This is a genomic window from Aquabacter sp. (assembly GCF_965279295.1).
In the GTDB taxonomy this organism is placed as follows: domain Bacteria; phylum Pseudomonadota; class Alphaproteobacteria; order Rhizobiales; family Xanthobacteraceae; genus Aquabacter.
Window position 1 is genome coordinate 353,263 of the sequence record NZ_CBDIHQ010000017.1, and the last position, 13,116, is coordinate 366,378.

Genomic DNA, 13,116 nt, shown 5'->3' on the forward strand with positions numbered 1-13,116 from the left:
GCTAAGCTAAGAGTTGGGCTCTCAACCGCTCGATTGCCCGGGTGAAGGCCGCCGTATCGTCCAGGGCCCGTGCCAGAACCAGCGCGCCCTGGATCAGGCCAACGGCGTCCTCCGCGAGGGCGTGGGCATCGTCCGGTGTGCGTCCACCGCGCATGAGCGCGTCCGCCAGCGCGGCGATCCAGCGGGCGAAATAGCTGGATACGGATTGCGCGAAGCGGTCGCGGGTTTCGGCGAGGGCAAACACACCGACCACGCACACCCGGTTTCCAGAGCGGAAATAGGCATCGGTCGCGTCCAGCATGCGCGTGACCGCGCGGCTGGGGTCGGTGTCATCGCGCAGCGGGCTAAACACCTCGTCCTCGAACCACCTGTCCACATGCGCCAGCACGGCCGCCGCCATCTCCTCTTTCCCGCCGGGGAAGAAGTGATAGAGGCTGCCTTTGCCGAGGCCGGTGCGCTTCGAGATGATGGCGAGGCTGGCGCCCTCGAAGCCGTATTCCCGGAAGACCTCGCCCAGAAGGGGCAGGGCGTCGGCGCGTTCGTGAATCTGTTTCGCCATTACAGTCCGAGTTCGGTGAGGCCGGGATGGTCCGCCGGGCGCGGGCCACTCGGCCAGCGGAACTTGCGCTCCGCTTCCGTGATGGCGAGATCATTGATGGAGGCCTGACGCCAGCGCATGAGGCCGTGCACGTCGAACTCCCAGTTCTCGTTGCCATAGGCCCGGAACCACTGGCCGGCGGCATCGTGGAACTCATACTGGAAGCGGACCGCGATGCGGTTTTCGTGGAACGCCCACAATTCCTTGATCAGGCGGTAGTCGTGTTCCTTCTCCCACTTGCGGGTCAGGAAGGCGACTATGGCAGGGCGGCCGGAGAAGAACTCCGAGCGGTTCCGCCACACACTGTCTTCGGTATAGGCACCGGCCACGCGGACCGGATCGTGCGTGTTCCACGCATCTTCCGCCATGCGGGCCTTCTGCGCGGCGGTCTCGAACGTAAAGGGCGGAAGCGGGGGGCGCGACATGGCGGGTCCTGTACCGTTCAGTCTATAATGTACCATTCAGTACAGTAAGGGCGACGAGAGTCAACAAGTCGCCGCGTTCAGGCGCGGGGCCCGAAGATGATGAGTGCCGCTCCGGCAACGCAAAGCACGGCGCCACCGGTGTCCCAGCGATCCGGCCGCACCCCCTCCATGCCCCACATCCAGGCGAGTGAGGCGATGATATAGACCCCGCCGTAGGCCGCGAACGCGCGCCCCGCAGCCGCTGCGTCCACCAGCGTGAGGGCGCCGGCGAAGGCCAGCAGACTGGCAGCGCCCGGTATCAGCCAGAGTATCGATCCGCCGGACCGGACCACATGCCAGAAGGCGAAGCAGCCGGCGATTTCAGCGGCGGCGGCGACGAGGTAGGCGCCAAAGGTCATCGCAGAACCGGTCATCGCAGCACCGTGGGACGCACCCACCAAGAGGGGCGTTGCGCGGCCATGCGCCGGGACAAGCGGGCAGCCGCGCGGCAATCGTCGGTGAGGGCGAACACCGTCGCGCCCGACCCGGACATGCGCACCAGACGGGCCTCGGGGTCGGCCATCAGCAATGCCTTCGCCTTGCCTATCTCAGGCGCAAGGGCTTGAGCTGGAGGCTCAAGGTCATTGCAGAGGCCGGCGAGCGTTTCCATCAGCGCAACTCGTTCGGCCGGAAGGACGACGGGATGCTTTGGCCCGTCCAACGAAGCGCCCGGCTGTAGCGCGAGGGCCCTAAACACCGGCCCGGTGGGCACCACCGCCCCGCAATTCACCAGGACGGCCGAAAGCCGGGGAAGATCCAGCGGCACTGAGAGCCGATCGCCGATACCACCCATGAAGCGGGCGCGGGGATCAAGGCAGACCGGCACGTCCGAGCCCGTGATACGCGCCGCCGCCATGAGTGCGGGATGATCGAGCGCGAGGCCATTAAGTTTGGCCAGGAGGCGAAGCGCCGCCGCTGCGTCCGACGAACCACCGCCGAGTCCGGCCGCAACCGGCAACCGCTTCACCAAGTAAAAGGTGCCGTATCTTATCCCCGGCAGGAGATCCGCCAGTGCGCGCGCCGCCTTGAGGACCAGATTTTCCTGAACCGGACCTGCAGAAAGCGCGCGCTCGCCCGAAATTTCCAGGGCGAGACTCGGCGAGGGACGCAGCGTCAACAGGTCGGCTGCACCGGCGAAAGCGACGATGCTCGCGAGATCGTGAAACCCATCGGCGCGCCGTCTCAGCACGCGCAATGTCAGATTGACCTTCGCAGGCGCACGCGCCACAAGCTTTTGCATGAGCGGGGCTTATGGCGCGATCACCCGCGCGCGGCAAGCTGCAGCGAGGCTTCGCGGCCTCCCCAGCTTGCGGCGCAGGGGGAAAGCAGCCATCCTCTGATTACGGATTTGTTCGTAAGTGCCGTGTTTCTGCTACCGCGAGAGCCTGATCGTCCGTGATGGGACCCAATTGTGCCTTCATCTCGGTTGAGACCTCTCTCAGTCCAAAGCTAGGGGCGATCCGCCTCGCCGGTGGGAGCAGGGGCGCTCCCGTCGGACAGACCGCGCCCTAGCGCCGCCCTTCAGGATTCCCGCACGGTGAAGATCTTCTTTTCTCGTTCGCCACTGACCCGCATGGCTGCGGTCTGCGCCGCCCTCTTCGTGGCGGTGCCCCAGGCCGCCCGCGCCGATTATTCGCCCGTCTCCGACCCAACCGTTGCCGGCAGCTACCTCGCGGCGCGCCTCGCCGGCTCGGAGCGCGATACCGATGCGGCCGTGACCTATCTGCGTGCGCTCCTGAAAATGGACCCGCGCAACGACGAGGTTATGGAGCGCGCGTTCTTCGCCATGCTGGTGGACGGGGATGTGGACGATTCCATCCCGCTCGCCGAGCGCATGGTGAAGGTTGACCGTTCGCATCGCATTGCCCGGCTGGTGCTGGCCGCGCGCGCCATCAAGAAGGGCGACTATCAGCGCGCCCGCACCAATCTTTCCTTGTCCGTGCGAGGGCCGATCGGTGATCTCACCGCCACGCTGCTTGCGGCCTGGACCATGCTCGGCTCGGGAAACGCCAAGGCCGGTGTCGATATGATCGACCGCCTTCAGGGCCCTGACTGGTATGCGGCTTTCAAGGATCTCAATGCCGGCTTGATCTTCGATGCCGCCGGCATGAAGAAGGACGCGGGCAAGCGGCTTGAGGCCGCCATGAAGCTCGACCCCTCGTCCGTGCGGGCAGTGGACGCCTACGCCCGCTGGGCGTCGCGCAATGCCGGCGCCCCGACGGCGCTGGACGCCTACCAGGCTTTCGACAAGCTGCTGCCGCGCCACCCGCTGATCGCCAGCGCGGTTGCTGACTTGAAGGAGGGCAAGCAATTGCCCGCCCTCATCAAGACCCCGCAGGAAGGCGCCTCGGAGGTGCTTTATGGCCTTGGTGCCGCGCTCGCGCGTCAGGGCGGGGAAGATCTCGCTCTGGTCTATCTCCAGCTTGCCCTGTGGCTCTCTCCCGATCACCCGCTTGCCGGGCTGACGCTCGCTGACCTCTACGAGCAACTGAAGCAGCCGGACAAGGCGATCCAAGTCTACGAGAAGGTGCCTGATGGATCGCCGCTGAAGCGCAACGCCGAGGTCCAGCTCGCGATCAATCTCGATGCCACCGAGAAGTATGACGAGGCCCGCAAGCATCTTCAGGCGCTCATCAAGGCGGACCCGAAGGATCTTGAAGCGATCGTTGCGCTAGCCGGCATCGAGCGTGGGCGCAAGATGTTTGGGGAATGTGTCACCACCTACGACAAGGCTCTGGGTCTGGTGCCAAATCCGGGTCGCAACAGCTGGACGTTGTTCTATTTCCGCGGCATCTGCAACGAGCAGAGCAACAAGTGGGACGCGGCCGAGGCCGATCTGAAGAAGGCACTCGTGCTGTTCCCGGATCAGCCCCATGTGCTGAACTATCTCGGCTATAGCTGGGTCAATAAGGGCATAAACCTCGACCAGGGCCTCGATATGATCCGCAAGGCGGTCGCCCTGCGCCCTGACGATGGCTACATCGTCGATAGCCTGGGCTGGGCTTATTACAAGCTCGGGCGCTACGAGGATGCGGTCAACGAACTGGAGCGCGCGGTCGAGTTGAAGCCCCAGGATCCTGTGATCAACGACCATCTGGGCGATGCCTACTGGAAGGTCGGCCGCCAGCTTGAGGCGACGTTCCAGTGGAACCATGCCCGTGATCTCAAGCCCGAGCCCGACGAGATGGTGAAGATCGTCAAGAAACTCCAGGGTGGCCTAGATGTTTGATCCCGGGCTTTGATGGTGCAGTCTTTTCGCGGGAGTGGAGGGAGGCACTATGGGCCAGTTTCTACACGGGAGCGCCACGACGACTGAGGCAGTCCGTCGAGCGATACAGCATAGTCAAGAGAGCCTGAGGGCTCTGGCGAAGCGCTATGGGATCAACCAGAAGACCGTCGCCAAGTGGAAGAAGCGGACCTCGGTCGCCGATCTGCCGACTGGTCCGAGAGAGCCGACATCGACGGTTCTGTCGATTGAAGAAGAGGCCATCATCATCGCTTTCCGCCGGCATACGCTGCTGCCGCTCGACGACTGCCTCTATGCCTTGCAGGCGACGATCCCGCATCTGACGCGCTCATCCCTGCATCGCTGCCTGCAGCGCCACGGCATCAGCCGGCTGCCGGAGGTGGAGGGCGACAAGAAGCCGAAGAGGCGGTTCAAGTCCTATCCGATCGGCTTTTTCCATATCGATATCGCCGAGGTGCAGACCGCCGAGGGCAAGCTGTACCTTTACGTAGCCATTGACCGCACGAGCAAGTTCGCCTTCGTGCAGGTCGTCAGGAAGACAGGCCGGAGCTCAGCCTCGGCCTTTCTCATGGCCTTGATCAACGCGGTGCCCTACCGGATCCATACCGTTCTTACCGACAACGGCATCCAGTTCACCTTTCCGCCTCGCTACGCCGATGGGCCGACAGCTCGCTACATCACCCATATGTTCGACATGCGCTGCCGAGAGAACGGCATCGAGCACCGCCTGACTAAAGTGAAGCACCCCTGGACCAATGGCCAGGTCGAGCGGATGAACCGGACCATCAAGGAAGCGACCGTCAAGCGCTTCCACTACGACGACCATCATCAGTTCGAAACGCATCTCACCGACTTCGTCGCCGCATACAATTTCGGCCGGCGCCTGAAGACCCTCAGGGGGCTCACGCCCTACGAGTTCATCTGCAAATGCTGGACTTCAGAGCCAGAGAGATTCATCCTCGACCCCATCCATCAAATGCCGGGACTAAACACCTAGACGCCGTGGAGATCGAACCGGCCGTCAAGCAGGCGGATCAGAAGGGCGGCTGAATCCTGTCGCCGTGAGGGCTTGATCCTCGGGGTCGTTGCATCGTGATCGGAAAAAGGGGCGCGCCTTGCGGTGCGCCCTTTTTCTTTTCAGTGGGGCTTTCAGGCCGTGGCGGGGCGCGGCCGGGGCAGGAGTGGCGCGGAGCGCAGGGCGAAGGCGCCTTCGCCGGCAAGGGCCACCACCACCGACACCAGGATCAGGAAGGCGGGATATTCCCAGCCGCCGCCTGGCGCGGAAAACACCCATCCGTTGGCGATATGCACCGACATGGCGCCGGCCATGACAGGGATCAGCAGCACCGAGACCTGGCGGGCGTACACCCCGAACAGGATCAGCAGGCCGCCGCCGAGTTCGGCGAGGATCACCGGCCAAGCCAGGAAGCCCGGCATGCCCACCGAGGTGAGGTAGCCGGCAAAACCAGGAACGGTGAAGAGGATGTACTTCATAAGGGCATGTGAAACCCACATCAGGCCAAGAGCGGCGCGAAGCAGGAAGAGTCCATAAGGAGCGGTACGAAGGTCGATCATGTGTGCCTCCATCGGGTTTGATGTGACACAACAGCTAGCCCTCACCTGCTCGCAATGCCATACTCACAAATGCCTCTCATTGTTTGCATGGATGCAATTGCATGATCGCCTGGGATGATTTCCGCCTTGTGCAGGCGGTGGCCGAGACGCGATCTCTGGTGGGCGCGGCGGATATGCTGAGTGTCAACCATTCCACCGTGTTCCGGCGCCTGGGCGCGCTGGAGGCGCAACTCGGCACGCGCCTGTTCGAGCGCGCCCGCTCCGGCTACGCGCCGACCCCCACCGGCGAGGAGATGGTGCGCCTTGCCGAGCGCATGGCGGAGGAGGTGGTCTCGGTGGAGCGCCGCATCACCGGGCGCGATCTGCGGCCCACCGGCGAACTGCGCATCACCACCAACGACACGATGCTGGTGCATCTGCTCACCCCGATACTTGCCTCGTTCCGCCGCACCTATCCCGAGATCCAACTGGATGTGGTGATCTCCAACCAGTCCCTCAGCCTCACCAAGCGGGACGCGGACGTGGCGGTGCGCGCCAGCGACCGGCCCGGCGATACCTTGGTCGGGCGCCGCTTGTCGGCCATCGCCTGGGGCATTTATGGGCGGGCGGATGCGCTCGGCGGCGTGCCCTTCGACCTGACGCAGATGCGGCAGCATGACTGGGTGGGTTTCGCGGAAAATCTCTCGGCCATTCGCCCGGCGAAATGGCTGCGCGAGCGCGCGGGGGAGGGACGGATCGTCTACCGAATCAATACCGTCCTCGGCCTGGCGGAGGCGGCTGCCGCGGGGATCGGCCTCGCCGTGCTGCCATGCTTCATCGGGAGCGTCACGCCGGGGCTGGTGCGTTATGCGGGGCCGGAGCCGGACATGGAATCAGGCCTATGGCTGGTGACGCACCCGGACTTGCGGACCACGGCGCGGGTGCGCGCCTTCATGGATCACGCTGGCCGCGAGATCGGGCGCCGCCGTGCGCAGATCGAGGGCCGCGAGGAGGCGCCCTCGGAAATCAGCGCCTGAGCGAAGGGTAAGAGACCCGGCGGCTATTCCGCCGTGGTCTCCGCGACGGCATTCGTCGGTGGGCGCGGCTTGCGGCGGCTCGCCACCTTCGGCTCGGGCTCCCCGCCGAGACGGGTGAAGTCGCACCACATGGTCTCCACGCCAGCGAGCTGGCCGCGGAAGGTGGAGGTGCTGGTCTTCACCACTTCGAAGCACGGCTCGAAGGTCATGCCTTCGACGAAACCGCAGACATTTTCGCCTCGCACCCGCACGGTATTGGGCGGCAGCCGCACGAAGCGTGCCGAGCCTTGCGCATGCATGGTGATGGTTCCGGCCACCGACCCGTCAGGGAAGATGCGGCCGGCGCCGGTTGAGCCTTCAAAGCAGGTGAAGGCGAAGGTGCGTCCTGTCACGAAGGCGCGCGCCTGTTCAGGACTGAGGGATTGAGCACTGGCCGCCCCTGTCCCGAAGAAGGCGATGCCGGCTGCCGCGATGAGGATGCTTCGCATGGCCTTTTAGATACGATGGGTTGGTTAACAAAACGATGCACCGACCACCCCGCGCGACGCAAGCGGACAACCGAAAGCCTGTCCGCACACGCTGTTGTTTGCCCGTTGGGTGTTGCGCAAAGGCCGCGCGTCAGGCGGTGCCGGCTACCGCCGGCCGCTTCACAGGCTGCTCCAGGATGGGAATGTTGATGGCGGCCGAGGCGAAGGAAAGTGCGACCGCAAGCCACCACACGATGGTGTAGGAGCCCGTGGCTTCATACAGGATACCTCCCAGCAGCACGCCGAGGAAGCCGCCCACCTGATGGCTGAAGAAGGCGAAGCCATAGAGCGTCGCCATGTAGCGTGTGCCGAACATCAGCATCACAAGGCCCGATGTCGGCGGTACGGTGGAAAGCCACAACAGGCCGATGGCCGCGCCGAACACCAGGCAGCTCAGGGGTGTGATCGGAACCATGATGAAGGCGGCGATGGCGACGCCGCGCCCGGCATATATGACCGCGAGCATCCACTTGCGCGAAAAGCGCGACGCCAACGCACCCGCCGTGAGCGAGCCGACGATGTTGAACAGGCCGATCAGTGCGAGGGTCGATGCGCCCACGGTGGCGGTAATTCCATTGTCCGCGAGATAAGCCGGCATGTGCACGGTCACGAAGGCCAGTTGGAAGCCGCAGGTGAAGAAGCCCAGCACCAGCAGAACGTAGCTGGGGTGCCCGAAAGCTTCCCGCAGGGCTCCGGTGAGCGACTGTGCGGGCGCAGCGCCTGCCGGTGCGGATGCGGTGCCGCGTGTCGCCAGGGCGAACGAGAGCGGGATCACCAAGAGGAGAATCGCGGCGAAGACCAGGAGGGTTTCTTGCCAACCCACCTGGGAGATCAGGCCGGTGGCGAGCGGGGGAAACAGAAACTGGCCGAATGAGCCGGCCGCCGTGCCGGCGCCGAAGCCGATGGAGCGCCACCGCTCCGGCAGGATCTTGCCGAACGCCGCCAGTACCAGATTGAACGAGCAGGCTGAGAGGCCGAAGCCCACCATCACGCCGGCGCTCAGATGCAACAGGCCCGGCGTGGATGCTGTCGACATGAGGGCGATGCCGGCAGCGTAGACGACCGCGCCTACGCACAGCACGCGCACCGTGCCGAAGCGATCCGCGATGGCGCCAGCGAACGGGGAACCCAGTCCCCACAACAGGTTCTGCAGCGCCAGTGCGAGGCCGAACACATCGCGTCCCCACCCGTAGGTGTTGGACATGGGCAAAAGAAAGAAGCCCGAAGTGGCGCGGGGGCCGAAGGTGAGCATCGCGATCAGACACCCCGCCACAAGCACGAGGATCGTCGAGGCTGAGGTGGCTGTGCGGCTCATGCGGGAATCCAATGGGCGGGGGAGGAATCCTCCGTTTCCCTTAGGATCATAAGGCGGGTTGGTGTGTGGAAAAAATCAATCTTCGTCACGCGACTTATGACGTTTTCTCATGTGTCGCGGCGGCAGTCGGGAAGAACCGTTGATTTTGTCGCCTCCGCCTAGGGGAGAAGCTAGGGAGGGGAATGCTGAGAGGAGGCGAGTTGCATAGTGCTTTTAAGGCTCCTGCCCCCTCCCCAACCCTCCCCCGCAAGCAGGAGAGGGAGCGATCGCTCATATGGGAGAGCAATCGCGCGTAGGGAGAGGGTGGAGAGGCGGAAAAGGGGTGCGGAGGGAGAGAGGCTCCGCAACCACTCAGCCGCGACGCGGGCCGTGCGGGCCGTCGCCCGGTCCCTTCATGGGCCGGAACTCCTGGTGCAGAAGGATCTGGAGACGATGCTTCTGGCTGTCGTCCAGCGTTTGGTAGAGCGGCTGGGCGGCGTCCGCGATCTTGGTGAGATCGGCGGCGCGCTTCGTCATCATCTCCGCCTGCAGGCGCATGCGGGCGATCGGGTCGGGCTTCTGGGCGTTGTCGCGCGGCTTTGCGGCGAGTTCGGCGCGGCGGGCGGCTGCGTCCTTCGCGACGTCACGCAGGGCGGTCTCCACTGCGGGCCACAGCTTCTGCTGGTCGGGGGTCAGTGTGAGGCCGGTCTTCAGCGCGGCGAGGCGGGCGTCTGTGAGGGCGGCGCGGTCTTCCGCGCTCGGCTTCCAGCGGTTGTGCTGTTGCTCGCCGGCTGGAGGCGGTCCACCGGCGGGGCCGCCGGGACCGGGATTGGCGGCATATGCAATGACCGAGCCTGAAAGAAGGGCGGCGGCGGTGGCGGCGATAATGGCTCGTTTCATGTTTCATCCTCCGATGATGGGATGAGCGTGCCGCCAGTTCTGCTATTGTTCAAGTTAAACTTCTGTAATTCAGAGATTGTTCATTGTCTCTAAGGCTGAATATATATTCAGATACATTACAATTTGGAAATGTCAAAGTTGTTGTCTAGGTTATGCCAATAATATGCCGAGTATCGCGTAGCTTGACGATTGGGTCGCCTGAGGCGAACCCGCGACTTTCCATGATGCACGCCCAAGCGCCGGGCTCTCCGGAGATGCGATACAGATTATAACACCCTGCGCCGCGTCCATCTTCGGGGCCTGCCGAGGCGGAGGGAACGCCGACAACGGGAATGAACCGTCCCGCCGTGCGGATATGGCCGAGCGAGGCGCGATGGTCGTGGCCGTGAAGCACGAGTTCGGCTCCGGCCTCGGAAATCACCTTCCGAAAGGCGTCCGCATCCCGCAGGTCGCGATGATAGTGCCTGCCGCCCACGGGCGGGTGGTGGATCAGCACGATGCGGAATAGCCCTTCTTGCTCCAGGCCCTGCAAAATGGCGCGCAGCCGCTCCAGTTGAGGATCGCCCACCTCGCCGCTGGCAAGGAACACGGCGGTCGGTATGGCGGTGGAGACGCCGACGATGGCAACCGGCCCGCGCCGCCGCACAAAAGGGAAAGAATCCCGGTCCAGCGGCGTGCCGGGATGGGTCTCGTCGCCCGAAAGGAACGGCGCCCACCGCTCCAGATGATAAGCCAGGGCGGAATGCACATAGGCGTCGTGATTGCCGGGGATCACCGTGACATCGTCTGGCGTACCCAGCGAGGCCAAGAAGGTGGCGCCGGTATCAAACTCCTCGGGCAGGCTGACGTTCACCAAGTCGCCTGTCACCGCGATATGGTCGGTCGGCTGCGCGAGAAGGTCTGTGAGGAGGGCGGCTAGGGTCACCTGCCCGAAATTGCGCCGGCGCGCGCCGATCCAGTTCATCATGCCGAAAAAGCGTTTGCCCAGAAGCTCCGAGATGCGCGCCTCCGGTATCGGGCCGAGGTGCGGGTCGGAGAGATGGGCAAGGACGAACATAAGCGGACCAGCCTTGGGCAAGGGATGCAGATTGCGGCACGGGATGTAAAGCGCGGAACGTACGGCACCGCCAGCCCCCAACGCCGAGAATGCCCGCGTGGTTCACGCAGCCACCCCGATTCCCGAATTTCCCACGGACGCACGCTCTCTCTCGCGACGCCACCGGCCTTTGCGCCACTTTTGCCGTGTCACGACCATTGATCGCCGCAGGCAGCGGGGCTACTGACCGCACAAGATCATAATCCGCGCCCCTCAGGGACCGGCAGACTGCCCGAAAGGGCTTGCCTCAAGGGAGCCAGGAGCCGCCATGCCGTCCGATACGCCCGCAACATCCGCGTCTGATCGGGACATCCTTCTCGCGCTGTTCGACGCGGCCCTCGGCGCCGCGTTGCCGGACGGCAAATTCAGGGATCGACTGCCCGCGCCGCCGAAAGGGCGGACCATCGTGCTTGGGGCGGGCAAGGCATCCGCCCGCATGGCGCGGGCCTTCGAGGCGGAATGGGGACAGCCGTGCGAGGGGCTGATTGTGACGCGCTACGGCCACGGCTGCGAGACGCAGCATGTGGAGATCGTCGAGGCTGCCCATCCGGTGCCCGACGAGGCGGGACATCGCGCGGCGCAGCGCATTCTGGAACTCGCCCGTTCCGCCGGGCCGGACGACCTTGTGGTCTTCCTCATGTCGGGCGGTGCCTCGGCCCTTCTGACGCTTCCGGCCGAAGGCATGACGCTTGCCGACAAGCAGGCGCTCAACAAGGCGCTGCTGAAGTCTGGCGCGCCTATCGGCGTGATGAACCAGGTGCGCAAATCGGTGTCAGCCATCAAGGGCGGGCGGCTCGCCGCCGCCATCGCGCCGGCGCGATGCGTCACCTATCTTATCTCCGACGTTCCCGGCGATGATCCCAGCGCCATCGGTTCGGGACCAACCATTCCCGAAGCCTCCGATCCCGAGGCGGTGCTTGCTTTGATGCGCCGATACGAGGTCGCGGTGACGCCGCAGATGGAAGCCGTCATCCGCGCCAATACGGTTTCAGGCGAGGCGCTGCCGGGGCAGGAGGTGCACATGATCGCCACCCCGCTCATGGCCCTGGAGGCCGCGCAGGCCAAGGCACGCGAACTGGGCCTGACGCCCCTCATCCTGGGCGATGCCATTGAGGGCGAGGCGCGGGAGGCGGCGACCGTGTTCGCCGGCATCGCGCGCTCGGCCGCCGCGCACGGCGTGCCGCTCACGGCGCCCGGCGTGCTGCTCTCCGGCGGCGAGACCACGGTGACGGTGCGCGGCAAGGGGCGCGGTGGGCGAAACGTGGAGTTTCTTCTCGCGCTGGCTGTGGCGCTGAAGGGTGAAGCGGGCATTTCCGCCATCGCCTGCGACACCGATGGCATCGACGGCACCGAGGACAATGCAGGCGCCTGGTTTGACGCCGGCATCTTGGCGCAGGCCGCCGCCGCCGGGCTGGTGCCTTTGGATATGCTCGCCAACAATGACGGCTACAGCTTCTTCGCCGGGCTAGACAGGCTGGTGAAAACCGGTCCAACCCTGACCAATGTGAACGATTTCCGGGCGATCCTGGTGCGCTGATGTCCACCCGCGCCCTGCGTGGCCGTGCCAGCTTACGGTTGTCGTGTCCCATGATATTGCAGCGCAGCAGGCGCGCTTCTGGCGCATGGCTCTTTCAAACGGTCGTATTATCAAAGAGTTGGCCTTTAATTTCCGTAGGATGGATCCAAAGGTCTTAGGTCAATGTTCTTGACCTTGTTGCGGTGCACATAGTTGATGTTCGCTATGGGGGCCATCCGCGATTTTAGGTCAGGAGGCCGGTATGAGCGCCGATCAGGATGAGGCCGCAGCGTCGGTCATCCGCAGGCTGTGGCCCAGCGAGGCGCAGCTTTTCAAGGAGCATATTCTGCGCCTGGACAATGAGAGCCGTCGCAGCCGCTTCGGTTCGGCGGTGTCCGACGAATTTGTCGTGCAGTATGCGGCGCGGGTGTTCCGGTCCAATGCCATCGTGCTGGGCGCCTTCATCGAGGGGGTGCTGCGCGCGGCGACCGAGCTTTATCCGTTCTCGGAAATCCTCGCCAATGAGGCCGAAGTCGCCTTCAGCGTCGAAAGCAACTTCCAGAACCACGGCCTCGGCACGCTGCTGATGGAGCGGATCATTCTCGCCGCCCGGAACCGGGGCATCCGCGTGCTGCAGATGAATTGCCTGGTGCATAATCGGCGCATGCAGCAAGTGGCGCGTAAGTTCGACGCCGATCTCGCCTTCGATATGGATTCGGTAATGGCCGAGGTGGTGGCACCGTTCCCCACCGCTCTTTCTCTGGCACGGGAGGCCAATGCCGAGGTGCGCGGGGTCGCCGGCTCGCTGTTCCAGGCGCAGGTGCGTGCAGCCGGGCGCGTGTTCGATCTGTTCATGCCTCAGGCGAAAGCGGCCTGAAAACGA

At 64.6% G+C, this 13,116-nt stretch carries 14 protein-coding genes; 5 read left to right on the plus strand and 9 right to left on the minus strand.

The window, feature by feature from the left end:
- Position 1 precedes the first annotated feature (1 nt).
- The 4 genes from ADADO0_RS16270 to ADADO0_RS16285 all read right to left on the minus strand — a co-directional run bounded on the left by ADADO0_RS16270 (position 2) and on the right by ADADO0_RS16285 (position 2,302).
- Positions 2-559, minus strand: a complete 558-nt coding sequence (locus ADADO0_RS16270) for a TetR/AcrR family transcriptional regulator (protein ID WP_511306223.1) — start codon at positions 557-559, stop codon at positions 2-4.
- Positions 559-1,023 carry a nuclear transport factor 2 family protein gene (locus tag ADADO0_RS16275; RefSeq protein WP_511306224.1) on the minus strand — a complete coding sequence of 155 codons (465 nt, stop codon included), beginning with the start codon at positions 1,021-1,023 and terminating at the stop codon, positions 559-561. The genes ADADO0_RS16270 and ADADO0_RS16275 overlap by 1 nt, the downstream gene beginning before the upstream one ends.
- 77 nt (positions 1,024-1,100) lie before the next feature.
- Positions 1,101-1,421, minus strand: a complete 321-nt coding sequence (locus ADADO0_RS16280) for a YnfA family protein (RefSeq protein WP_511306550.1) — start codon at positions 1,419-1,421, stop codon at positions 1,101-1,103.
- Between the two features lie 11 nt (positions 1,422-1,432).
- Positions 1,433-2,302, minus strand: coding sequence for a 4-(cytidine 5'-diphospho)-2-C-methyl-D-erythritol kinase (locus tag ADADO0_RS16285; RefSeq protein ID WP_511306225.1), 870 nt, complete (start codon positions 2,300-2,302; stop codon positions 1,433-1,435).
- Between the two features lie 297 nt (positions 2,303-2,599).
- On the opposite strand from ADADO0_RS16285, the gene ADADO0_RS16290 reads away from it, so the two are divergent.
- Positions 2,600-4,291: a tetratricopeptide repeat protein gene (locus ADADO0_RS16290; protein WP_511306226.1), complete on the plus strand. Its 1,692-nt coding sequence runs from the start codon at positions 2,600-2,602 to the stop codon at positions 4,289-4,291.
- Positions 4,292-4,340: 49 nt separating this feature from the next.
- Positions 4,341-5,306: an IS481 family transposase gene (locus ADADO0_RS16295; protein WP_511303867.1), complete on the plus strand. Its 966-nt coding sequence runs from the start codon at positions 4,341-4,343 to the stop codon at positions 5,304-5,306.
- 152 nt (positions 5,307-5,458) lie between these two features.
- Here the strand turns inward: ADADO0_RS16295 and ADADO0_RS16300 are convergent, their stop codons facing one another.
- Complete coding sequence (locus ADADO0_RS16300; RefSeq protein ID WP_511306228.1) at positions 5,459-5,884, minus strand: DoxX family protein; 426 nt, start codon at positions 5,882-5,884, stop codon at positions 5,459-5,461.
- A gap of 101 nt (positions 5,885-5,985) precedes the next feature.
- Here ADADO0_RS16300 and ADADO0_RS16305 point away from each other — a divergent pair, with 101 nt between their 5' ends.
- The gene (locus ADADO0_RS16305) at positions 5,986-6,900 is read left to right on the plus strand and encodes a LysR family transcriptional regulator (protein WP_511306229.1); all 915 of its coding nucleotides are present in this window, start codon (positions 5,986-5,988) and stop codon (positions 6,898-6,900) included.
- Between the two features lie 23 nt (positions 6,901-6,923).
- On the opposite strand, the gene ADADO0_RS16310 is transcribed toward ADADO0_RS16305, so the two are convergent.
- The 4 genes from ADADO0_RS16310 to ADADO0_RS16325 form a co-directional block, all read right to left on the minus strand.
- Positions 6,924-7,388: a hypothetical protein gene (locus ADADO0_RS16310; protein WP_511306230.1), complete on the minus strand. Its 465-nt coding sequence runs from the start codon at positions 7,386-7,388 to the stop codon at positions 6,924-6,926.
- A 130-nt stretch (positions 7,389-7,518) separates the two neighbouring features.
- The gene (locus tag ADADO0_RS16315) at positions 7,519-8,742 is read right to left on the minus strand and encodes an MFS transporter (protein WP_511306231.1); all 1,224 of its coding nucleotides are present in this window, start codon (positions 8,740-8,742) and stop codon (positions 7,519-7,521) included.
- 351 nt (positions 8,743-9,093) lie between these two features.
- Positions 9,094-9,621: a Spy/CpxP family protein refolding chaperone gene (locus ADADO0_RS16320; RefSeq protein ID WP_511306232.1), complete on the minus strand. Its 528-nt coding sequence runs from the start codon at positions 9,619-9,621 to the stop codon at positions 9,094-9,096.
- A gap of 145 nt (positions 9,622-9,766) precedes the next feature.
- Positions 9,767-10,678, minus strand: a complete 912-nt coding sequence (locus ADADO0_RS16325) for a metallophosphoesterase family protein (protein WP_511306233.1) — start codon at positions 10,676-10,678, stop codon at positions 9,767-9,769.
- A gap of 307 nt (positions 10,679-10,985) precedes the next feature.
- On the opposite strand from ADADO0_RS16325, the gene ADADO0_RS16330 reads away from it, so the two are divergent.
- Together ADADO0_RS16330 and ADADO0_RS16335 are read left to right on the plus strand one after the other, a co-directional pair.
- On the plus strand, positions 10,986-12,254 hold the full coding sequence (locus tag ADADO0_RS16330) for a glycerate kinase type-2 family protein (protein ID WP_511306234.1): 1,269 nt from the start codon (positions 10,986-10,988) through the stop codon (positions 12,252-12,254).
- A 241-nt stretch (positions 12,255-12,495) separates the two neighbouring features.
- Entirely contained in the window at positions 12,496-13,110 is a 615-nt protein-coding gene (locus ADADO0_RS16335; RefSeq protein ID WP_511306235.1) for a GNAT family N-acetyltransferase, read from the plus strand.
- Positions 13,111-13,116 lie beyond the last annotated feature (6 nt).

Excerpts from the sequence above, each read along its gene's own strand:
- ADADO0_RS16270 (WP_511306223.1), bottom strand. The coding sequence starts at position 559 with ATGGCGAAACAGATTCACGAACGCGCCGACGCCCTGCCCCTTCTGGGC.
- ADADO0_RS16275 (WP_511306224.1), bottom strand. The coding sequence starts at position 1,023 with ATGTCGCGCCCCCCGCTTCCGCCCTTTACGTTCGAGACCGCCGCGCAG.
- ADADO0_RS16280 (WP_511306550.1), bottom strand. The coding sequence starts at position 1,421 with ATGACCTTTGGCGCCTACCTCGTCGCCGCCGCCGCTGAAATCGCCGGC.
- ADADO0_RS16285 (WP_511306225.1), bottom strand. The coding sequence starts at position 2,302 with ATGCAAAAGCTTGTGGCGCGTGCGCCTGCGAAGGTCAATCTGACATTG.
- ADADO0_RS16295 (WP_511303867.1), top strand. The coding sequence starts at position 4,341 with ATGGGCCAGTTTCTACACGGGAGCGCCACGACGACTGAGGCAGTCCGT.
- ADADO0_RS16300 (WP_511306228.1), bottom strand. The coding sequence starts at position 5,884 with ATGATCGACCTTCGTACCGCTCCTTATGGACTCTTCCTGCTTCGCGCC.
- ADADO0_RS16305 (WP_511306229.1), top strand. The coding sequence starts at position 5,986 with ATGATCGCCTGGGATGATTTCCGCCTTGTGCAGGCGGTGGCCGAGACG.
- ADADO0_RS16310 (WP_511306230.1), bottom strand. The coding sequence starts at position 7,388 with ATGCGAAGCATCCTCATCGCGGCAGCCGGCATCGCCTTCTTCGGGACA.
- ADADO0_RS16315 (WP_511306231.1), bottom strand. The coding sequence starts at position 8,742 with ATGAGCCGCACAGCCACCTCAGCCTCGACGATCCTCGTGCTTGTGGCG.
- ADADO0_RS16320 (WP_511306232.1), bottom strand. The coding sequence starts at position 9,621 with ATGAAACGAGCCATTATCGCCGCCACCGCCGCCGCCCTTCTTTCAGGC.
- ADADO0_RS16325 (WP_511306233.1), bottom strand. The coding sequence starts at position 10,678 with ATGTTCGTCCTTGCCCATCTCTCCGACCCGCACCTCGGCCCGATACCG.
- ADADO0_RS16330 (WP_511306234.1), top strand. The coding sequence starts at position 10,986 with ATGCCGTCCGATACGCCCGCAACATCCGCGTCTGATCGGGACATCCTT.
- ADADO0_RS16335 (WP_511306235.1), top strand. The coding sequence starts at position 12,496 with ATGAGCGCCGATCAGGATGAGGCCGCAGCGTCGGTCATCCGCAGGCTG.